The 21,953-nt window shown below is 40.0% G+C and carries 22 protein-coding genes, 1 other RNA gene and 1 pseudogene; 22 read left to right on the top strand and 2 right to left on the bottom strand.

Features of this window, described 5'->3' with window-relative positions; all coding sequences use genetic code 11:
• Positions 1-75: 75 nt before the first annotated feature.
• The gene (locus tag ACOFKR_RS04295) at positions 76-1,272 is read right to left on the bottom strand and encodes a proline dehydrogenase family protein (protein WP_419802791.1); all 1,197 of its coding nucleotides are present in this window, start codon (positions 1,270-1,272) and stop codon (positions 76-78) included.
• A gap of 67 nt (positions 1,273-1,339) precedes the next feature.
• On the opposite strand from ACOFKR_RS04295, the gene ACOFKR_RS04290 reads away from it, so the two are divergent.
• From ACOFKR_RS04290 to ACOFKR_RS04245, 10 genes and pseudogenes are all read left to right on the top strand, one after another.
• Positions 1,340-1,546, top strand: a complete 207-nt coding sequence (locus tag ACOFKR_RS04290; RefSeq protein WP_419802790.1) for an RNA-binding S4 domain-containing protein — start codon at positions 1,340-1,342, stop codon at positions 1,544-1,546.
• Between the two features lie 2 nt (positions 1,547-1,548).
• Positions 1,549-2,604, top strand: a complete 1,056-nt coding sequence (gene aroB, locus ACOFKR_RS04285; RefSeq protein ID WP_419802789.1) for a 3-dehydroquinate synthase — start codon at positions 1,549-1,551, stop codon at positions 2,602-2,604.
• Position 2,605: 1 nt separating this feature from the next.
• Complete coding sequence (locus ACOFKR_RS04280; RefSeq protein WP_419802788.1) at positions 2,606-3,505, top strand: sterol desaturase family protein; 900 nt, start codon at positions 2,606-2,608, stop codon at positions 3,503-3,505.
• Between the two features lie 51 nt (positions 3,506-3,556).
• Entirely contained in the window at positions 3,557-3,856 is a 300-nt protein-coding gene (locus ACOFKR_RS04275) for a nucleotidyltransferase family protein (protein WP_419802787.1), read from the top strand.
• Positions 3,840-4,192 (top strand): annotated as a pseudogene (locus ACOFKR_RS04270) (DUF86 domain-containing protein). Before ACOFKR_RS04275 ends, ACOFKR_RS04270 begins: the two are co-directional and overlap by 17 nt.
• 207 nt (positions 4,193-4,399) lie before the next feature.
• Complete coding sequence (locus ACOFKR_RS04265) at positions 4,400-5,230, top strand: prephenate dehydratase (RefSeq protein ID WP_419802786.1); 831 nt, start codon at positions 4,400-4,402, stop codon at positions 5,228-5,230.
• 51 nt (positions 5,231-5,281) lie between these two features.
• Positions 5,282-6,388, top strand: a complete 1,107-nt coding sequence (locus ACOFKR_RS04260; protein WP_419802785.1) for a chorismate mutase — start codon at positions 5,282-5,284, stop codon at positions 6,386-6,388.
• Positions 6,388-7,689: a 3-phosphoshikimate 1-carboxyvinyltransferase gene (gene aroA / locus ACOFKR_RS04255; RefSeq protein WP_419802784.1), complete on the top strand. Its 1,302-nt coding sequence runs from the start codon at positions 6,388-6,390 to the stop codon at positions 7,687-7,689. Before ACOFKR_RS04260 ends, aroA begins: the two co-directional genes overlap by 1 nt.
• An 84-nt stretch (positions 7,690-7,773) precedes the next feature.
• Positions 7,774-8,865, top strand: a complete 1,092-nt coding sequence (gene aroC / locus ACOFKR_RS04250; protein WP_419802783.1) for a chorismate synthase — start codon at positions 7,774-7,776, stop codon at positions 8,863-8,865.
• Between the two features lie 318 nt (positions 8,866-9,183).
• Positions 9,184-9,621: a hypothetical protein gene (locus ACOFKR_RS04245; RefSeq protein ID WP_419802782.1), complete on the top strand. Its 438-nt coding sequence runs from the start codon at positions 9,184-9,186 to the stop codon at positions 9,619-9,621.
• Between the two features lie 160 nt (positions 9,622-9,781).
• Here ACOFKR_RS04245 and ACOFKR_RS04240 read toward each other — a convergent pair whose 3' ends face one another.
• Positions 9,782-12,211, bottom strand: a complete 2,430-nt coding sequence (locus ACOFKR_RS04240) for an alpha-ketoacid dehydrogenase subunit alpha/beta (RefSeq protein ID WP_419802781.1) — start codon at positions 12,209-12,211, stop codon at positions 9,782-9,784.
• A gap of 146 nt (positions 12,212-12,357) precedes the next feature.
• Between ACOFKR_RS04240 and ACOFKR_RS04235 the strand changes: the two genes are divergently transcribed.
• From ACOFKR_RS04235 to ACOFKR_RS04180, 12 genes are all read left to right on the top strand, one after another.
• Positions 12,358-12,756, top strand: a complete 399-nt coding sequence (locus tag ACOFKR_RS04235) for a DUF1573 domain-containing protein (RefSeq protein WP_419802780.1) — start codon at positions 12,358-12,360, stop codon at positions 12,754-12,756.
• Positions 12,757-12,981: 225 nt separating this feature from the next.
• The gene (locus tag ACOFKR_RS04230; protein WP_419802779.1) at positions 12,982-14,181 is read left to right on the top strand and encodes a pyridoxal phosphate-dependent aminotransferase; all 1,200 of its coding nucleotides are present in this window, start codon (positions 12,982-12,984) and stop codon (positions 14,179-14,181) included.
• A gap of 156 nt (positions 14,182-14,337) precedes the next feature.
• Positions 14,338-14,706: a transfer-messenger RNA gene (gene ssrA / locus ACOFKR_RS04225) on the top strand.
• Between the two features lie 514 nt (positions 14,707-15,220).
• Positions 15,221-15,583 (top strand): VOC family protein, encoded by a 363-nt coding sequence (locus ACOFKR_RS04220; RefSeq protein WP_419802778.1) that lies wholly within the window; start codon positions 15,221-15,223, stop codon positions 15,581-15,583.
• 105 nt (positions 15,584-15,688) lie between these two features.
• The gene (locus tag ACOFKR_RS04215; protein ID WP_419802777.1) at positions 15,689-16,129 is read left to right on the top strand and encodes an EVE domain-containing protein; all 441 of its coding nucleotides are present in this window, start codon (positions 15,689-15,691) and stop codon (positions 16,127-16,129) included.
• Positions 16,116-16,577: a MarR family winged helix-turn-helix transcriptional regulator gene (locus ACOFKR_RS04210; RefSeq protein ID WP_419802776.1), complete on the top strand. Its 462-nt coding sequence runs from the start codon at positions 16,116-16,118 to the stop codon at positions 16,575-16,577. The genes ACOFKR_RS04215 and ACOFKR_RS04210 overlap by 14 nt, the downstream gene beginning before the upstream one ends.
• A gap of 211 nt (positions 16,578-16,788) precedes the next feature.
• Positions 16,789-17,370, top strand: coding sequence for a Crp/Fnr family transcriptional regulator (locus ACOFKR_RS04205; RefSeq protein ID WP_419802775.1), 582 nt, complete (start codon positions 16,789-16,791; stop codon positions 17,368-17,370).
• A gap of 64 nt (positions 17,371-17,434) precedes the next feature.
• Complete coding sequence (locus ACOFKR_RS04200) at positions 17,435-17,872, top strand: SRPBCC family protein (protein ID WP_419802774.1); 438 nt, start codon at positions 17,435-17,437, stop codon at positions 17,870-17,872.
• Positions 17,873-18,176: 304 nt separating this feature from the next.
• A complete protein-coding gene (locus ACOFKR_RS04195) occupies positions 18,177-19,055 on the top strand; it encodes an SDR family oxidoreductase (RefSeq protein ID WP_419802773.1) in 879 nt (292 codons plus the stop codon).
• 113 nt (positions 19,056-19,168) lie between these two features.
• Positions 19,169-20,020, top strand: a complete 852-nt coding sequence (locus ACOFKR_RS04190; protein WP_419802772.1) for an SDR family NAD(P)-dependent oxidoreductase — start codon at positions 19,169-19,171, stop codon at positions 20,018-20,020.
• Positions 20,021-20,024: 4 nt separating this feature from the next.
• Positions 20,025-20,945, top strand: a complete 921-nt coding sequence (locus tag ACOFKR_RS04185) for a helix-turn-helix domain-containing protein (protein WP_419802771.1) — start codon at positions 20,025-20,027, stop codon at positions 20,943-20,945.
• 12 nt (positions 20,946-20,957) lie between these two features.
• The gene (locus tag ACOFKR_RS04180) at positions 20,958-21,857 is read left to right on the top strand and encodes an NAD(P)H-binding protein (RefSeq protein ID WP_419802770.1); all 900 of its coding nucleotides are present in this window, start codon (positions 20,958-20,960) and stop codon (positions 21,855-21,857) included.
• The last annotated feature ends 96 nt before the right edge of the window (positions 21,858-21,953 follow it).

Raw genomic sequence — 21,953 nt, 5'->3', positions numbered from 1 at the left:
CGGATCATGAGCGGCAAAGGTAATTATTCGGCAATAACATTTTTTAGGCGATAAAAACAGTATGCAAAACCCAGCCTAAATTTTACGTCGTTTTTTTTCTTTGCTGATCAAACTCAATTCCCTGCTGGTTTGCCCGGCAATGGCCGTGTTTTCCTGTGCACGACGGAAAAGATAAGGCAAAACTGCTTTTACCGGTCCAAAAGGCACATATTTGGCCACATTATAACCGGCATCAGACAAGTTGAAACTCAGGTTATCACTCATACCCAGCAATTGTGAAAAATGTACATGCGGATGATTATGGCTGATTTCATGTTCGTTCAGCAAATCGGCCAACAGTTTGCAGCTCTGCTCATTGTGCGTGCCGCACACAAAAGCAATCCGGTCCAAATGTTCCACGCAAAAACGCAAAGCCAGGTTATAATCACGATCAGTTGCGGTTTTGTCCGGCTGGATTAACGTTGGATAACTTTTTTCGGCAGCGCGTTTATTTTCTTTTTCCATGTATGCGCCGCGTACCAATTTGGCACCGAGCAAAAAATTTTCTTCCACAGCAGCCTGATAATCAGCTTTTAAAGAAGCTAATTTATCATGGCGATAAAGCTGATAAGTATTGTAAACGATCGCTTTTTGCTGGTTATATTGCCGCATCATGTTCAACGCCAGCAGATCTATTGTGCGTTGGATCCAGGTTTCTTCGGCATCAACCATCACCGGAACATCAAGGTCGAAAGCTGTTTTGCAGATCGTATCTACGCGGTCGAATATTTTTTGCCAGGCCGCTTCTTCCTTCGCAGAAAAACTTAACCCGGCGTCTGCCTTTTCCAGAATCTCAAAACTGCCCACGCCGGTAACTTTAAAAACCGTAAGCGGAATGGCCGCATCTCCTTTTGCCCGTTTGATAGTGGCGATAATCTGGTCGCGCGTATCATCGAATACGGTTTCGTCGTTTTCGCCTTCTACAGAATAATCCAAAATCGTCCCCACTTTTCCGGATTGCAGGTTTCGGATCGTCGGCTCACATTCAGCAATGGTTTCGCCTCCGCAGAAATGATTAAAAATGGTTGATTTGACCAGCGGTTTGATCGGTAATCCGATTTTGAAGGCGAAATTGGTGATCGGCGGACCGATTTTTACCAAAAAATTCAAATTTATGATTTTAAATAACCAGTAAGCGCGGCGCAAATCTGTATTGCTTTCATGTTTAAAAGCAATTTCGGTATTTTCAAAAGATAACGGTTTTGTATTTACTGCTTCCGGGCGGATTTCCATCTTACAAAATTAGCTATTGAACGATAGAATAACGTCTGCTGCGTTCAATTTTATATTTTTGTGGCACATGATTGAATTTAAGTTACAAGGCGAATTTATCACAATGATCCAACTGCTAAAAGCGGCCGGATTGGTGCAAACTGGCGGCGAGGCACAGCTGATGGTAACCGAAGGAAAGGTAAAATACAACGGCGAAGTGGATTTGCGCAAAAGGTTGAAGTTGCGCGTGGGCGATATCATTACGTTTAACAGCCAAAAAATCCAGGTTGTATGAGCATGGAAACGATACAAAGCATTTCTTATCCGGTGGTTTTTAATGATGGTTTTGCTGCATTGAAGCGTTTTTTGTCAGAGAAAAAATATAGTAAGGTTTTTTTCCTGGTGGATGAAAATTCCGAAAAATATTGTCTGCCTTTGCTGGTCGAAAGCCTTGGTATACAGGAATACGATCTGATTGAAGTTACTTCGGGCGAGGAAAACAAGAACATTGATTTTTGTATCGGCATTTGGAAAATGCTGATTGATTTTGGTGCCGACCGGAACAGTTTGCTCATCAATGTTGGCGGCGGCGTAATTACCGATATGGGCGGTTTTGCGGCCTCAACTTTTAAGCGCGGGATTGATTTTGTGCAGGTTCCAACCACTTTACTTTCGCAGGTGGATGCTTCGGTTGGCGGCAAAACCGGCATCGATATGGATCATTTAAAAAACATCATCGGCACGTTTGCGCAGCCGAAAGCTGTTTTTATCGATACAAATTTGCTGAAAACTTTACCGCAGCGACAGTTGGTTTCCGGTTTTGCCGAAATGCTGAAACATGGCCTGATTGCAGACCGCAACTATTTTTACCTGCTAAAAGAAGCATCGCCCGAAAACATTGATCCGGCCTTGATCCATCATTCCATCAAAATCAAAAATAAAGTGGTTTTGCAGGATCCGGAAGAAAAAGGATTGCGCAAAATCCTGAATTTCGGTCATACAATTGGCCATGCAGTCGAAAGTTTTTCTCTTCAAAACGATCAGATTGCCTTAACGCATGGCGAAGCAATTGCGATCGGGATGATTTGCGAGGCGTTTTTATCAACCCAAAAAACTGGTTTGTCCGCCGCGGATTTGCAGGAAATCGTAACCACGTTTAAAACTTTTTATGAAAAACATACGATAAAAGAAGCATCGGTCCTGGATTTGATCGAACTGATGAAAAGTGATAAAAAGAATGCTTCGGGCCATATCAACTGCTCGTTGTTGACGCAGATCGGACAATGTGCTATTGATTATTTCTGCACCGAAGAGGAACTTTGCCAGAGTTTAAAATTTTATATAAATTGTTGAGATGCTTGGTTTAGACCCGAAAAATGAAGCTGCCGCCGGATTATTTGCTTTGCTGATTATCCTGACGCTGGTGGAAATGTATTTCAGCTATCGCGAAGACCGGAAATACTACGAAAAACGCGATACCTGGACAAATGTTTACCTCACTTCCATCACGTTTTTTATCAATCTGGCGGTAAAAGGGGCTACTTTTTTTGTGCTGAATTATTTTTACCAATTTCGTTTTTTCGAGATCAAAAACGTGATTTTATACTGGTTGGTGCTGGTTGCTGTGCAGGATTTTTTGTATTGGGTTTTGCATTACGTCGGCCATTACAGCCGTATGTTTTGGGCGATGCACGTCACGCACCACTCTTCCGAACATTTTAATTTAACAACCGGTTTCCGTTCTACCGTTTTTGAACCGCTTTATCGTGTATTTTTTTATTTGCCGCTTGCTTTATTTGGATTTTCGGCAATGGATATTTTGTATGCTTATTTGCTGACACAACTTTATGGAAATTTGGTGCATACGCAAGCTGAAATCAACTTCCCCAAATGGTACAGTTATTTGTTTGTAACACCGGCACATCACCGCATTCATCATGCTTCAAACGTGCCTTATTTAGATAAAAATATGGGGATGCTTTTTATTATCTGGGATAGGATGTTTGGCACTTTTCAGGAAGATTTACCGGAACCGATTAAATACGGATTAACCACACAACCAGACGATTTAGGCGTATCCAACATCATCTTCCACGAGTGGAAAGCCTTAATTGCAGATGTAAAAAAAGCACCAACTTTTAGCGATAAAGTTAAATATCTGGTGATGCCGCCCGGCTGGAGTCATGATGGCAGCACCCAGGTTGCCAAGGTGATGCAGGCTGAGTATTATGCGGAGTTGAAGGGTCAACAATAATTTTTTGCTTGTAAAAGAAGTATTGGTTTGATATTTTAATTAAGTTTGATTATGGAACCAAATGCTTTGATGATCCAGAAAATCAGATCTTTTTTTAAAGATAAACCTGTAAAAAAAGTTTATGTATTTGGTTCTTTCGCCCGTGGAGAAGCACGAACAAATAGCGATTTAGACTTGTACCTGGAATTGGATTATCAGCAAAACACGGGTTTGGCTTTTTACGGTTGGTTTGAGCAATTGAAAGAACTGCTGAATTTGGATGTGGATTTGGTAACCACCAACAGTGCTTCTCCTTACATCAAACCTTTTATAGAAAAAGATAAACAATTGGTTTATGAGCGTTTATCATAAAGATAAAATCAGGGTAAACCATGTTTTGGATGCAATTGAACAATTGATTGAACTATCTGAAAATAAATCATTTGAAGATTTTAAATCAGAAATTGCTTTTCAATTAGCTGCCATAAAATTATTAGAAATAGTTGGTGAAGCCTCAAATCACATATCGCAATCTACAAAAACTAATTCTCCGGATATTCCCTGGAAGCAATTAGTTGGATTAAGAAACATTTGGTACACGAATATTTCGGTGTCGATCTTTTTACCATTTGGGATATTATTCAAACCAGTGTCCAACCTTTACAGCTTCAATTTAAAATGCTACTAAATATTTTGACAGAAAAATAATCTAACTTTCCTCTTGACAATCCCCTTTTTCCGTGTACATTTGAAAACGCAATACAACAATGACTTTTAACAACACATTCTTTTTCGGCTTTTTTTACTTTTACTTTAGTGGTAAAGGCCGGGTTTGATATGTAAATCTTTATAAAGAAACAAAATATCAAAAAGTCCCGGCTCACAAGCCGGGACTTTTTGCATTATAAAAACAGCATGAACAAACCACGTGTAGCCATACAAGGCATCAAAGCATCATTTCATCAGGAAGCGGCGGTTAAGTTTTTCGGCGAAGATATCGAATTGGTAGAATGCACTTCTTTTAAACAAACGTTTGAAGCATTAAGCCGCAAAGAAGCCGATTATGTAGTAATGGCAATTGAAAACAGCATTGCCGGCAGTTTACTGCCGAACTATTCGCTGATGATGAACTACAATTTTCCGGTAGTTGGCGAAGTTTCTTTGCGGATACAATTGCACTTGCTGGCTTATCCGGGTGTAAAGCTGGAAGATGTAAAATATGCCATTTCCCACCCGATAGCCTTGCGCCAATGCGTGGATTTTATGGAAGAATATCCGCAGATCAAAATCATCGAAAGCAATGATACGGCCGCTTGTGCCAAACGTGTTCATGATGAGCAACTAACTGATACCGTGGCTATTGCAAACGCCATGGCTGCTAAATTATATGAACTGGATTTTTTGGAAAAACGGATCGAATCCAACAAAAAAAACTATACGCGTTTTTTGATCCTGGCCGATAAACAAAACGGTTTAGTGGCCGAACCGAATAAAGCTTCCCTCGGTTTTCAGGCCGGGAATGAGGTTGGCTCGCTGGCCAAAGTGCTTAATATTTTTGCAGAACATGAAGTTAACCTCAGCAAAATACAATCTATGCCGGTTTTAGGCAAACGCAGCGAATATATGTTTTATGCGGATGTGGAATGGCGCGAACCCAAACAATACGATGCCGCTATCAAACAGGTTTTAAAGCATACGCACAATTTTAATATTTTAGGCGAATACCGCAAAAACGACAAAATTTAAATACTTCTTTTACCCTATAAATTTCATCATTCATCCTCAAAAACCTCCATTATGAAACTCGACTTAAAAATACAACCGCTTAGCTCCTGGATCACCCCAAAAAACGAACCTTTGTTAATTGCCGGCCCTTGCTCCGCAGAAACAGAAGAGCAGTTAGTTGCCACTGCACATTTGCTGGCTAAAACTGGTAAAGTTACTGCTTTACGCGCCGGAATATGGAAACCACGCACACGGCCGGGCGAGTTTGAAGGGATCGGCAGCATTGGTTTAAAATGGTTGCAGCGCGCAAAAGACGAAACCGGTTTGCCAACCGCTATCGAGGTGGCCAACGCTAAACACGTGGAAGAAGCGTTGAATGCCGGAGTTGATATTTTATGGGTTGGGGCGCGCTCAACTGTAAACCCGTTTACCGTACAGGAAATTGCCGATGCTTTAAAAGGCGTTGATGTGCCGGTGATGGTAAAAAATCCGGTAAATCCTGACCTTTCGCTTTGGATTGGTGCTTTGGAACGGATAAATGCTGCTGGAATCACCAAACTGGCGGCTATCCATCGCGGGTTTTCTTCTTTTGAAAAAACGGCTTTCCGTAATGAACCGCATTGGGATTTGGCCATCAGCTTAAAAACTTTAGCACCAGAATTGCCGATCATCAATGATCCGAGCCATATTTGCGGCAACCGCGAACTGATCCCGTACATCTCTCAGAAAGCGTTGGACATGGACATGCAGGGATTGATGATCGAATCGCACTTAGACCCTTCCGTTGCCTGGACGGACGCCAAACAGCAGTTGACACCAGCAGCTTTGAGTGAACTGATGGATCATCTTACCCAAAGAAAACCGGAAGTGAAAAATGAGGCCGTAAAAGATAAAATGGCCGAATTGCGCGCACAGATTGATAAAATTGACGACCAGATCATTTCTAAAATGGCCGAAAGAATGGCTGTGGTTGAAAAAATAGGTAATTATAAACGCGATAACAACGTTACCATTTTGCAGGTAAACCGCTGGGACGAAATCCTGCACAAACGCACATCTTACGCCAAAGCATTAAATTTAAGCACGGATTTTACAGAAAAATTGCTGGAATTGATGCATCATGAATCTATCCGCAAGCAAACGGAAATCATGAACCACACAACCGTTGCAGCAGATTAATGAAAGCCGGAAATTTAATCCTGACCAAGCCAGAAAAAGCTGTAAATGCAACCATCAAACTGACCGGTTCTAAAAGCGAATGCAACCGCGCGCTGATTATTTCGGCTTTAAGTGAAGGAAAAGTCAGGGTCGAAAACCTATCGGAAGCAGCAGATACGGTTACGTTGAAGGAGGTATTAGGTACGAGGTATGAGGTACCAGGCCAAGTCCCCGCACTTCAACCCCCGCACCCCGCACCCGAAATCAACATTGGCCCCGCGGGCACGGCCATGCGTTTTTTAACGGCATTTTTTAGCCTGCAAAAACAGCATCAGGTAATTTTGACGGGAAGCGAACGGATGAAGCAACGGCCAATTGGTATCTTGGTGGATGCTTTGCGAAGTTTGGGTGCTGAGATTGTTTACGAGGAAAAAGAAGGTTTTCCACCGATCAAAATTACCGGAGGATTTGATCAAAAAACCGCCGAAATTAGCATCAAAGGCGATATCAGCAGCCAATATATTACTGCTTTATTGTTGATCGCTTCACAATTGCCGCTGGGTTTAAATTTGCATATAGAAGGTGAATTGACATCGCGGCCTTATGTAGAGATGACGCTGTCGATGTTGCAACAATGCGGCATCCAACATCACTGGAATGGCAATGTTATTTCGATCCAAAACCAACCTTTTCAACCGGCAACTATTTATGTAGAACCCGATTGGAGCGCAGCTTCTTACTGGTATGCTATTGCGGCTTTGTGCGATGAAGCGGAGATTTTTCTGCCAGGATTAACCTTGTATAGCTTGCAGGGCGACAGCACGATTACGGAAATTATGGCCAATTTCGGCATCACTTCGCAGTTTAAAGATGGCGGGGTTTGGCTGAAAAAAGAACCAAAAGCCGTTGTCCGCAAGATCTTTGATTTTAAAACCTGCCCCGATCTGGCGCAAACCGTGATTGTAGTTTGTGCGGCTTTAGGTCATGATGCTTCTTTTACCGGTTTAGAAACGTTAAAGATCAAAGAAACAGACCGCATAAAAGCGCTGCAAAATGAACTGGCAAAAATTGGTGTGGAACTGATTGAAAAAGGCCAGGTTTACAAATTAAACTGTGCTAAAAGAAGCATTCCCGAAAAAGTTTTCATCCAAACTTACGAAGACCACCGCATGGCTATGGCTTTTGCACCGCTGGCTTTGATCGTTCCGGAGTTGGAAATTGAAGATTTTAAAGTGGTTGAAAAATCGTATCCTGGTTTTTGGGATGATCTTCAAAAAGCAGGATTTGGAGTGAGGTATGAGGTTAGAGGCATCACCAATTAGCCCCCTACTCAAATCTATCGTTTTTCGTACTTTTACCTCAAACCCCATACCTTTAACCTCTCACCTCCAAACCCCAAACCTCAAATGGCAGGCAATACCTTCGGACAAGCGTTCCGCATCACCACTTTTGGCGAATCTCATGGCGTGGCCATCGGCGTTATTATTGATGGTTGTCCGGCTGGTTTGGAGATTGATCTGGAGTTTATCCAGTCGGAATTAGACAAGCGCAAACCCGGACAATCCAAGATTACCACGCAACGAAAAGAAAGCGATACGGTACAAATTCTGTCCGGAGTTTTTGAAGGAAAATCGACCGGAACGCCAATTGCCATGCTCATTCCGAACGAAGATCAGCGGTCTAAAGACTATTCGCACAACGAAAATACTTTTCGCCCATCGCACGCAGATTTTACCTATCAAACGAAGTACGGCATCCGCGATCATCGTGGCGGCGGAAGATCATCTGCGCGGGAAACTGCTGCCAGAGTTGCGGCAGGCGCGGTTGCCAAACTGTTGCTTCAGGCGCAGGGAATTGAAATTATAGCTTCCGTAACCAGTGTTGGTAAAATGAATGCACCGGAAATCAAGATTGATGATCCGAAGGATTTTATCCGTATCCGCGAAGAAAATATTGTTCGCTGCGCCGACCCGGAAACAGCAGCAAAAATGATCGATTATATTGATGATATCCGCAAAAAAGGTGATACCGTTGGCGGCAAAATCAGTTGTACCATTTTAAATTGTCCCGTTGGTTTGGGCGAACCGGTTTTTGATAAATTGCATGCTGATCTGGGCAAAGCCATGCTTTCCATCAACGCTGTTCATGGTTTTGAATATGGTTCTGGCTTTGCCGGAAGCGAAATGCTGGGTTCGGAACACAACGATATTTTCCGAAAAGATGAAGCAGGAAATATACAGACTTTAACCAATCATTCGGGCGGAATCCAGGGCGGCATCAGCAACGGAATGCCCATTACTTTTAAAGTTGCTTTTAAACCGGTTGCCACCATTATGCAAAACCAGGAAACTATTGATACTGAAGGTAATTCCGCAGAAATTAAAGGAAAAGGCCGCCATGATCCTTGCGTAGTTCCACGCGCCGTGCCAATTGTAGAAGCAATGGCTGCATTGGTTTTGGCTGATTTGTGGTTGCGGAATTTGGGTGCGAAGTTGTAAGGTTAATGCTTCTTTTATCGGATAAAAATCAGGGTGCTAAAAGAAGCATTTGGTTTACATTTTACAAATTACAATCTTTGTTATACGCTTTAAAGCTGTGTCCATTTCGTGGGAATACGCAAATGAATTTCTATTTAAGACGTACCACATTATCAGCTTTAAAGCGTTTTTTATGCTTTTATGTTAAACGTTGATACTTCTTTTATCGAGTAAAAATTAGTGTGCTAAAAGAAGCATCTAATTTTTTATTCAATTGTAAATTCAATATTTAAGATTCTCCGTATAAAGAATGGAATTACAAATCCAACAAAAAGAAATATGATGAATATTGAATTTAACAGCTTAAAACCAGTTAAGCATTTCTTCTATCTCCTGCTTTTAATTTGCACAAGTTGTAGAGAGCAAAAACCACCTCAAGTTACATTTGATGTTCCTACTTTAATTGGAAAGAATATTGATGAAGTAAGGAAAGTTTTAGGTAAACCGTCAGTAAGTCCTTATGGACCTACAGATCTTAAAAAAGAATATTATGTAATTCAATATCATAAAAATGATCAAAATTTGATGATATTTTATAATGTTCATACTCGAAAGGTCGGTGAATATTCTATTGTTTCTTCTACAGAATATGACAATGTTAAAGATCTACTAAAAACAGGCAATCTAGATTCAATGGAAACTAATAATTATTGGATTGAAACTGATGGTTCCTTTTTTTCAAAAACTTTTAAAAGTATTACAGTACGATTCAAATAAGATTCTTCAAACTACAAATTCCCTTTCAACCGCACATCAAACCTAAACCGCTCAACCTTGACTATTTTTATACCGATAAAAGAAGCATGGTTTGGATTAAGCAGATAATTGTATTCCAGATCAATAATTGCAGTAAGAATTTATACTGATAAAAACAGCATCAATAAATCTTTGGAAACTGATCTGGCTTGCTTTCGCCCATCATTTCATAAACAATTTCGATCATATCGTCAATAGATGGTTTGCTGAAATAATCGCCATCAGAACCGTAAGGCGGACGATGATCTTTTGCGGTTAACGTGCGCGGCTGACTATCCAGATAATAATAAGCATTTTGCTTTTCTACAATCTGCTGCAAAATATAGGCTGAGGCGGCACCGGGCACATCTTCATCCACCACCAGCAATTTATTGGTTTTTTTTACGGAGGAAGCGCAAAGCTGATCCAAATCAAAAGGATAGAGTGTTTGCGGATCCACAATTTCTGCGGAAATCCCCATTTTTTCCAGTTCAATGGCGGCTTCCTGCACCAACCGTAACGTAGAACCGTAGGAAACAATGGTAATATCTTTTCCTTGCTTCAAAATTTCGGCTTTCCCTAAAGGAACGGTAAAATCGCCTACGTTTGCCGGTAATTTTTCTTTCAGGCGATAACCGTTCAGGCATTCGATCACCAAAGCCGGTTCATCTCCGCGAAGCAAAGTATTGTACATGCCGGCGGCCTGCGTCATGTTTCTGGGCACACAAATGTGCATACCGCGAAGCGCGTTTACAATTGTTCCCATCGGCGAGCCAGAATGCCAGATGCCTTCCAGCCGATGGCCGCGTGTACGAACAATAACAGGCGCAATTTGTCCGCCAAAAGTGCGGTAACTCATCGTGGTCAGGTCGTCCATCAGCACATTCATTGCGTATGGCAGATAATCTACGTACTGGATTTCCGCAATCGGGCGTAAACCGCGCAATGATAACCCAATCGCCTGGCCAATTATTGTACTTTCGCGGATGCCGGTATCGGTAATGCGGAAACTGCCAAACTTTTCCTGCAAACCTGCAAAACCCTGGTTTACATCGCCAATGGCACCTACATCTTCGCCAAAAGCGATGATGCGTGGATCGCGGGTAAAATTGGCCGTAAAACAGGCATTTAGTATTTCGCGGCCATCTATCGGTTTAGCATTTTCAGCATAAACCGGAAGCAAAGCAGCTATGTTTAAAGGCGAATGCGGCGTATTGCTAAACTGACGCGAATGATATCGAACAGCATTTTTTTCATTTTCCTGCTGATATAACCGCAACAGCATATCACGCTCAGGAGACGATGTTCCGGCCGTTAGCCAAAGCGATCTGCGCACGATGGAAACCAAATCTTTCCGGCCTAAATCAACCACATTTTCCACCAATTTCATTAGTGTTTCCAAAGCTTTTTGCTGCTCAGAAACTGAAACCAAATCCCGGATCAGTTTAACAGTTTGCTCCTTTTCTACCTGGATTTCTTCCCGCAAGTTATCCAACGCTTTTCGCTGGCAATCGCGTACATATAGTTTGGCCTGCGCTTCCAGTTCATCCAGTTCTTCGGCATTGGCTAGGTCAGAATCGATCATCCAGGAACGCATTTTAAGCAGGCAATCGTGCTCGTTTTCCCATTTCAGCCGGTCTTTGCTTTTATATCTTTCGTGCGAACCGGAAGTAGAATGACCCAATGGCTGCGTCAGTTCGGTTACGTGGATCAAAACCGGAATATGCTCTGTCCGGCAAAATTCTGCTGCTTTTTCGTACGTTTCGCACAAACCGGGATAATCCCAGCCGGGCACTTTAAAAATCTCAAAACCTTCGGCCTTTTCATCCCGCTGGAAACCTTTTAAAACTTCAGAAATATCCTCTTTTGTGGTTTGATATTTAGACGGAACAGAAATGGCATAACCATCATCCCAAACAGAAACCGCCATTGGCACCTGCAACACACCGGCCGCATTGATCACTTCAAAAAAGATACCTTCGGAGGTAGAACCGTTGCCGATTGTGCCAAAAGCAACTTCGTTACCATTGATGGAAAATTTATCCATCGCAGCCAGTTCTTTATTTTCCCGATAAAACTTAGAAGCCCAGGCCAAACCAATCAGCCGCGCCATTTGTCCGCCTGTGGTAGAAATATCAGGCGAAGAATTTTTCATTTCCACCTGGTTTTTCCAACTGCCGTCTTCGTTGATGGAACGCGTGGCAAAATGACTGTTCATTTGCCTGCCACCGGATGAAGGTTCATGTTCAATATCCGGATGAGCGTATAATTGTGCAAAAAACTCGGTTACATTGGAAATCCCGGTGGCAAAAGCAAAAGTCTGGTCGCGGTAATAACCCGCCCTCCAATCGCCTTTTTTAAAAGCTTTTGCCATGGCAAGCTGCGCAACTTCCTTTCCGTCGCCAAAAATGCCAAATTTTGCCCGTCCGGTCAGTGCTTCTTTCCGGCCTAAAATACTGGTCTGCCTGCTCTCTACGGCAATGCGGTAATCGCGCAGCACCAATTTTTTAAAATCTGCAAAACTTAATTCAGCTTGTTCCGGCTCGGTCAATGTAAAGGCTATTTCCTGCATTGGTGGTTTTTGTATCAGCAAAAATAGTGTTTAATGCCAAAGTTTTTTTTAGAAAAACCTAACCGGGAAAGGATTTTAACGTATCAATAATTTTATTTATTAAAATTGACTTATATTTGTTTTAACCGTCTGATTAAAAGAAAACGATGAAAAAACTAATGATGATTTGCGCCATGGTTATGGGATTTGCCATCAGCGCATCGGCACAAACCGATAACAAAGCCGAATTTAAATTTGTTGAAGAAAAGCACGATTTCGGTAAAGTGCCGCAAGGGAAACCGGTTACAACGGATTTTGTATATACCAATATTGGCGAAGAACCGCTGATTTTGACCGAAGTAAAACCGACTTGCGGCTGCACCATTGCCGATTATACCAAAACGCCGGTTAAAAAAGGCGAAAAAGGTAATATCAAAATTACTTACAATGCAGCGGTTGAAGCTCCGTTCAACAAAACAATTGTGGTAACTTCCAACGCCAAAACGCCAACAAAATATCTGGTGATTGTGGGTGAAGTAACCAAAGCGGCCACGCCAACGCGCTAATAATAGATACTATTTTTAGCACATAAAACTTCGGTTCGTTTATTCGGGCCGGAGTTTTTTGCTTTAAGCAATAGTTGATTTATGGCTGACATGCTGTTTTTATCGACTAAAATTTGGTTAGATTGTTGTGTGTTGATTTTATACCGATAAAAGAAGCATCAGATTTTCGTCTCTAAAACCCACAACTCAAAACCGGCAACAGGCAAATTTTTCTACTTTTGCATCATGCCAAAAATATCCGAAAAAGGCCAGCACATGCCGGCATCACCCATCCGTAAATTAACGCCTTTTGCAGATCAGGCAAAGCTGAGCGGGAAAAAAGTTTATCACTTAAACATCGGTCAACCGGATATTGAAACCCCGGAAATCATGCTTAATGCCGTTAAAAACATCGATTTTAAAGTTTGGGCTTATACGCCATCCGAAGGCACGCTTTCTTATCGCACCAAACTGACCGAATATTACAATAAGTTAGGTTATGACATTGATGCTGAGGACATTCTGGTTACAACCGGTGGTTCAGAAGCGATCACGATTTCGATGATGGCTTGTTTGGATGCCGGTGATGAAATTATTATCCCCGAACCTTTTTACGCCAATTATAACGGTTTTGCGCATCAGTGCGGCGTTACGGTAAAACCCATTTTATCTTATATTGAAAACGGTTTTGCGCTGCCGCCGATTGCTGATTTTGAGCAATTGATTACGGAGAAAACCAAAGCCATTATAATTTGCAACCCTAACAACCCGACCGGTTATCTTTACTCGTGTGAGGAAATGGAAGCGCTAAAATTGTTGGCTTTAAAGTATGATTTGTACTTGTTTTCGGATGAGGCTTACCGCGAATTTTGTTATGACGGACGCAAGTTTATTTCGCCGATGCACTTGGACGGTCTGGAAGAAAACGTGATTGTTTTGGATACCGTTTCTAAAAGATATAGTGCTTGCGGTGCGCGTTTGGGCTGCATCATCACCAAAAATAAAAACGTGATTGCGGCCGGTTTAAAGTTTGCGCAGGCGAGGTTAAGCCCCGGGATGGTGGAGCAACTGGCTGGAACCGCTGCGGTAGATACGCCGGACAGTTATTTTATCAACGTAAAAAACGAGTACACCAAACGGCGGGATATTCTGGTAGCATCGCTGAATAAAATTGAAGGTGTATTTTGTCCAAACCCGGGCGGTGCATTTTATGTGGTTGCCAGGTTTCCGATTGATAACGCCGACAAGTTTTGCCAGTGGATGCTGGAAAGTTTCAGTTACGAAAACCAAACGGTGATGATGGCATCGGCAACCGGTTTCTACAGTACTCCGGGTGCCGGGCAAAATGAAGTGCGTTTGGCGTATGTTTTAAATGCTGATGATTTGGCAAAAGCGATGATTTGTTTGGAGGAAGGATTGAAAGCGTATCCGGGCAGGAAGTTGTAAGTTGGCAGTTGTGAGTTGACAGTTATCGGTGGCAAGTTAAATGCGCCATGAACAGACAACGGGAAACCTGCAACTGAAAATTTTTTTATCCCATTAAAAACAGTATTTTTGTACCCACTTAAAACCTTTTGTCTTTAACCTTTCTACCTTAAATATGGGCCCGACCGGAATTGACAGGATGGAGATAAGTAAGTAAGCATGCAGCGCGTTGGGTGAATTAGCGCTTTAATCTGAACGCTCAAACTTTCAAATGGCGAAAATAACTACGCCTTAGCTGCCTAACTTAGAGTTAGCATAGCTTTCGTTCCGATGGTTTGCTGTTTCTTAGGGCCATCACCAGGAACGTCGAAATAAGAAACTGGTTTGCTGCCGGTGTGATCAGCAAACGAGATAAAGCACCTACGGAAAACGGTACAGGTTCGCGGCTGACCTTCCCTTTCCCGACAATTAAACAGCAGCTAAGCATGTAGAAGGCTTACCTTATACCATGTTTGGACGAGAGTTCGAATCTCTCCGGGTCCACTAAAAGGGATGATTGAAAAATCATCCCTTTTTTCATGACCAGATAACAGGCGCCTTCAAAATCTTTTTCAATTGCTATAGTTTTCCAGAGGGACTATTGGTGGATGGCAACAACAATACGGCAGCCACAAGTACGGACGGCAGGAAGAGCTTCAAGGCAAACGATCAGAGACATCTGAAATACAATTTCGTCATAGCGTAAATTTACAAGTCGGAATTTATCAACATAGAGCCTGTTTAAGATTTGTTCAAAATGTTTTAGATACTTCTTTTATCACCTAAAAAATGGTAAGTTTTTTATTTTAAAACTGATGCAAACACTAAATTTTATACGGTAAAAGAAGCATCATATTTTTTCGATATAAATTTTAAACAGGCTCATAGATTTTACCTCAAACTTGATGAAATTTTAAATAGATTTAGTTTTGCCCCGTAAACAATAAATAAAATCTTTTGGTAAAGATTTTGTTTATTGTTGTCGTATCTACTATATTTGCGACAACAATAAATATTTATCATGAGAAGATTAGAATTTGTTTCACTTCAAGTCTTGGATCTGGAAGCATCCAAAAAGTTTTACACCGAAAAACTGGGCTTTGAAATTATGGAAACCGGAAATCCGGCTGCTGTTGTTTTTGCATACAAAAAAGGCGACGCAAGTTTTGCCATCAGGAATCCAATCGGAAATATTGAAGATAAAAATTTGGGGCTGGGTGTTTCCATCTGGTTTACCATTGATGGAACAATTGAAGATTTAAAAACAGAATTTGCGAAAAAAAACGTTTCTGTTGTGGGCGAAGTTACAAATACACCTTTTGGAAAAACCATCATGGTAAAAGACCCAAATGGTTATACCATTACTTTTTTAGAAGGTAAATAACAAAGCTATTTTGGGAATAAAGCTTGTGAAAGCAGCCTCTTTTTGCCATAGCATTTAAAACCTGTGGCCTACAACGAAATTTGGATACATCACTCAAGCAAATAAATGGAAAACCGGGAAACAAAATACTGGATTATTACCGCCTCCAAAGACCATGTAAAAGATGGGGTTTCGCAAGGGGTTGTACAGGCTTCGCACGGCAAAACAGCGCCGTTGAAAAGAATGCAAAAAGGTGATTTAGTCCTGTATTATTCAGGGAAACAAACTTTAGGCAAGCCGGATAAGTGTCAGGAATTTACGGCCATCGGCAAAATACAGGATGATGAAATTTTTCAGGTAAAAATATCAGAAGATTTTGCACCTTTTAGAAGAAAGGCCGAGTTTTTTGAGGGCGAAGATGTTTCAATACTTCCTTTAATAAAGCATTTGCATTTCATCAAAAACAAAGAAAAATGGGGGGCACCTTTTCGTTTTGGAATGCTGGAAATCCCTAAAGAAGATTTCGATTTGATTTCTGCAAAAATGCTGCAAAATGATAAAAACTGATTTGGTTTTTAACTTTGAAAATCCTGATGACAGTCCGGGATATTTGCTGGCACAATTAACCCTGCTTTGGCAGCGCAAGCAAAAAAAAGTATTGGATCCGCTGGATTTAACTTCTACTCAATTTGCTTTAATGGCGGCAGTTGGCTGGCTTGCAAAACAATCTGAAAACGTGACCCAGATTGATATTGCTACGCAAACCAATTTTGACAGGATGATGGTTTCCAAGGTTTTAAGGACTTTAGAAGCGAAAAAAATAGTATCAAGACAGCCGCATAAAACCGATACCAGAGCAAAAACTATTGAACTTACAAAAGATGGTTCTACTATTTTACAAAAAGCAATTGTAGCGGTAGAAAAGGCAGATAAAGATTTTTTTAGCTTTATTGATGATGGGCTTTTTTCTTTTAATGCAAAAATGGCAATACTGATCAAAGAAAATAAAGGGTAGGTTTTTTTAAATTAAGAGCCTGTTTAAATTTATATCAGCGGAAATTATAGTGCTTCTTTTATGCCTGTAAATTTTGTTTTCGTAATATACACCCCTAAAAAAGTTTAAAAATTTTCTGTTTTTTAGGTGATAAAAGAAGCATAGGAAATAAATTTAATAAAATTTAAACAGGTTCTGAATCCAACTGTTCCGAAGTTTTTATGATTACGAAATGACAGATTTAGAACACTATATAAAAACTGCATTTGGAAATATTAGTGAAGAAGAACTTACCAAAATAGGTGATTTGTTTGAATTGAAAACCTTGAAAAAAGGGGATTTCTTTTCCGAAATCAACAAGGTTTGCAGGCAGATGTGCTTCATTAAAAGCGGACTTTTAAGAGTGTATGCATTGGCAGATGGTAAAGATATTACTCAATGGATTGCTACCAAAGGCTATTTAGGGACTGATTTCGCAAGTTTCTTTTTTAACAATCGTTCGCGCTGGTATATTCAGGCACTAACAGACAGCGATTTATTTATCATTTCTAAAAGCGACTATTTAAAAATTTCAGAAATTTTACCGGAATGGCCAGTGCTGGAAAAAAACTTTCTCGTTAATTGCTTTACTTCGGTAGAAAATCGGATTTTCATGCATTTATCTATGTCGGCCGAAGAACGTTACAACCTCTATTTCTCGCAAAATAAGGAATTATTTAATCAGGTTCCTTTACAATTTCTGGCTTCGATGCTCGGGATGACGCCGGAAACTTTAAGTAGAATAAGAAAAAAAGCAACCGTGCCAACTTCTTGATATTTGTCAAGAAAAGACAATTTGAAACCGTTGACCTTTACGACAAAAATAAAAACCTCAGATCATGTCCGTAGAAATCAACACAGAAATCCTTATCAATGCAAATCCCGAAGAAGTTTGGCAAACGCTTACAAATTTCAGCAACTATCCAAAATGGAATCCATTTATTACTTTGCTTACCGGCGACGTAAACGTGGGAAATAAAATTACCGTTCGCATTGAGCCTCCCGGAGCAAGCGTAAATACTTTTAAACCCAAGGTTTTAACTTTTGTACCCAATAAAGAAATCAGTTGGCTTGGGCAATTATTGTTTAGCGGTATTTTTGACGGACATCATAAACTGCAATTGGCCGACAATAAAAATGGCACAACCACCTTCAAACAAGGAGAAAAATTTACTGGGGTTTTAGTGCCCTTATTTAAAAAACAGTTGGAAGTCAATACAAAAAATGGGTTCCATGCAATGAATCAGAAATTGAAGAAAATTGTTGAAAATAAATAAATTACGAGTGAGCGTAATAAGCAAATATTGGTTGACAAAAGAAGATTTAAGAAGCATCCTGTAGTTGCCATCGAAACTTTATTTCTACTGAGCCTGCTTTTACGATAGATATATTTTATATGCTTCTTTTACCACATAAAAAACAAGAAAGACGCTATGCTTCTTTTATCGGTATAAAAACCCAAACATAAATTTTATAGGGTAAAAGAAGCATTGCATAACTATTAGACAGAATTTTAAACAGGCTCTTTAATAACTAAAATTATCCATCAAGATTTTTTGATGCTCATAAAAAATCAAAATAATGAACACAGAAATTTTAATAACAGGCGCAACCGGCACAATCGGTTCAGAAATTTGCAGACAATTATCAAAACTAAAAATACCATTTAAGGCAATGTCCCGCTCTGCCAAAGATGCAAAACCAATTGCAGAACTTGAAGGTGCAGAAATTATAATAGCAGATTTTAACGATCCTGAAAGTTTAAAGAATGCGTTAAAAGGCATAAGGCAAGCTTTTTTATTGACAAGTTCTTCCGAAAAGACAGAACAACTGCAACTCAATTTTGTAGCAGCAGCAAAAAAGGCGGGACTGGAACATTTGGTAAAATTATCGCAATTGCATGCAGACGAAAATTCGCCTGTACGGTTTCTGCGGTATCACGCAGTGGTAGAAAACGCCATCAAAGACGCAAAAATCAATTATACGTTTTTACGTCCTAATTTATTTATGCAGGGTTTACTTGGTTTCAAAGACCCGATAATTTATCAAAGCAAATTCTTTGCCACCGTTGGAAATGCTAAAATAAGTTTGATTGATATACGCGATATCGCAAGCGTTGCTGTAGAATGTTTGCAAGGAAACACGCATTACAATAAAACCTACGATTTAACGGGGCCGGAATCCCTAACACATTATGAAATTGCAGATAAATTTTCTGATGCACTTTCTAAAAAAGTGGAATATGTAAACGTTGATGATAAGCAAATGGTTTCTGCTTTAAGAAGCGCAGGTTTCCCTGATTGGCAAGCAGATGGACTGATAGAAGATTACGCACACTATGCCCGCGGCGAAGCAGAAAAAGTAAGCAATAATGTGTTAGAAATTACAGGAAATGAACCCCGAAGTTTTGACAGTTTTTTGAGTGAATATTTGCAGAAGTTTAAAATTTCACATTCTTAACAGCAACATTCCAATAATGGATTAAAAGTCAGTTTTGATGTAGATAAAGATAGGTTTGGAGAAGAAAAACTTTGTATTATAACAGACCTTTGTGTATTAAAATAAAAAACTGGATGAATAATCAGGAAGAAAAAATTTTTCTTATAACAGGTGGTACTTCGGGCGTAGGGAAAGCAGCTGCGCTTGGCTTGGCACAAAAAGGCGCGAAAATAGTCATTATTAGCCGGGAACATAAAGCAGCAGAGAATGTTCTGCAGGAAATTGCCCGCCGCACCGGAAATAACAGAGGAGAATATTTAATTGCCGACCTCTCTTTACAGTCTTCCGTAAAAAACGTTGCGACCGAATTTAAACGTAAATACGAAAATCTTCATGTTTTAGTCAACTGTATGGGTGCCATTTTTAACGAAGAGAAAATGACTTCAGAAGGGATAGAAAGAACTTTTGCCGTTAATTATATGTCTCATTTTTGGCTCACTACAGAGCTTTTGGATGTTATTAAGGCAAGTGGTGCATCAAGAATTCTTACGGTAACAGGTAATCCTTCTTTTTTAAAAAATGCAAAGTTGGATTTTGATGATTTACAATGCGTTAAAAATTTTAGTCCGCTTAAGGCTACACAAAACGCTATGTATGCAAGACTATTCTTTGCATTTGAATTGGCCAAAAGATTAGAAGGGACTTCCGTATCATCAAACGCATTTAACCCAGGCGTAATCAAATCTAATCTTACGGCAAATTCCCCCTGGTATTTGAAACTGTTGGCGTTGCTATTTAAGTTTTCTGAAAAGGAAGTTTGCGATGTCACCACGTATTTATCCACATCCGAAGACGTTCAGGGCATATCCGGAAAGTTTTTTCAACACAATAGAAAAATTGTAGGTCTTGAAGAAACATTTAATGCTCAGATTGGCGAGGCATTATGGGAAGGAAGCAAAAAATTAGCATTCATTTCTACTAAATAATAATATGCCTAAATCCAACCTTGTAACCATTAAAACCATTAGCGAATACCATCAAATAATGGGGCACCAAAGACAGTTACATCCATTAGTATCGGTAATCAATTTGGAAACGGTGCATCGAATCCCTTTTGATAAATCCGTAAAATTGGTTTATGATTTTTATTGCATCGCCTTAAAGAAAAATACCAGTTTAAAATTCAATTACGGGCAGCAAGACTACGATTTTAATACAGGAACATTATTTTTTATGGCCCCAAAACAGGTGTTTAGTTTTGGTGATAATTATGACACAGAAGAAAAGCCAACCGGTTGGGCACTACTCTTCCACCCCGATTTCTTATGGAACACGGCTTTGGCAACTGCCATTAAAAAATTTGATTTTTTCGATTATTCGGTTAATGAAGCCTTGCATCTTTCTGATAGAGAGGAAGCCACAATTTCTAACATAGTTGGCATGATAGAACAGGAATATGAAAGCAACATTGATAATTTTAGTCAGGAAATAATTGCCACACAAATTATGTCACTGCTAAATTATGCAGAGCGTTTTTTTCAGCGTCAATTTATAACAAGAAAGAAAACCAATCATCAGGTATTGGTACAATTGGAACAACTTTTTGCAACCTATTTCGATGCTAAAGAACCGTTAAGCAAAGGTATGCTAACCGTGCAAAACGTAGCAGAAAATCTAAATATCTCGCCTAACTATTTAAGCAGACTGTTAACCACCCTTACTGGCAAAAGCACGAAACAGTTTATTCAGGATAAAATTATTGAAAAAGCAAAAGAACAACTTTCAACTTCCAACTTATCTATAAGTGAGATTGCCTATACGGTTGGCTTTGACTTTCCCCAATCTTTTAATAAACTGTTCAAAAGCAAAACAAAACAAACACCACAGGAATTCAGAGCCTCTTTTAACTAAATAAAATAAAAAATGAAAATAGCACTTACAGGTTCTTTAGGGAACATAGGAAAACCATTGACAGAAATTTTAGTGAAAAAAAAGCATGACGTAACGGTAATCAGCAACAATGCAGAAAGGCAGAAAGAGATAGAAAACCTGGGTGCCAAAGCAGCAATCGGTTCTATAGAAGATGTGGATTTTCTTACGAAAACTTTTCGCAATGCAGACGTTGTTTTTTGTATGGAAGCCGTTGCCACAGCAGAAATGTTTAATCCTGATTTTGACATTGTAGCTGCTTATATCCACATTGCAGAAAAATTTGTGCAGGCAATTAATAAAGCGGGCGTGAAAAAAGTTGTGCATCTTAGTAGCATTGGTGCTCATGCACAGAAAGGTTTTGGTTTAATGAAGATGCACCACGAAGCGGAAAAAGTGATGCAAACTTTGCCTGAAGATGTAGGTGTGAAAATTATGCGCCCGGTAGGGTTTTTTAGCAATTTATACCGTTCTATGCAGAGCATTAAAATGCAGGGTGCCATTATTTCAAATTATGGCGGCGATAAAAAAGAGCCCTGGGTTTCGCCAAAAGATATTGCCGCTACCATTGCCAAAGAAATGGAACTGCCCTTTAATGGAAAAAGCATCCGCTACATCGCAAGTGAAGAATTGTCACCAAACGAAGTTGCCAAAATTTTAGGCGATGCCATTGGAAAACCCGAGTTGAAATGGTTATGTATTCCGGATGAGCAATTATTACAGGGGATGCTATCTATAGGAATGAACAAAGCGGTTGCAGAGGGCTTTATAGAAATGCAGGCAAAGCAGAGAACTGGAGAAATTTTTGAAGACTATAATAAGCACACACCGGAATTTGGTGAAGTGAAATTAAGCGATTTTGCAAAAGAATTTGCTGCTGCTTACAACCAATAATTTTTAGCTAAGTTTAGAGCCTGTTTAAGTTTTGCCTCAAATTTTTATATGCTTCTTTTACCACCTGAAATTTGGTTGATTTTATAAGTTTATCCT

Origin of the sequence: Mucilaginibacter sp. (genome assembly GCF_965201005.1) — a bacterium.
Lineage (GTDB): Bacteria > Bacteroidota > Bacteroidia > Sphingobacteriales > Sphingobacteriaceae > Mucilaginibacter_A.
The sequence above is the reverse complement of the archived record's forward strand: the minus strand, read 5'-3'. Positions and strand labels throughout refer to the sequence as shown.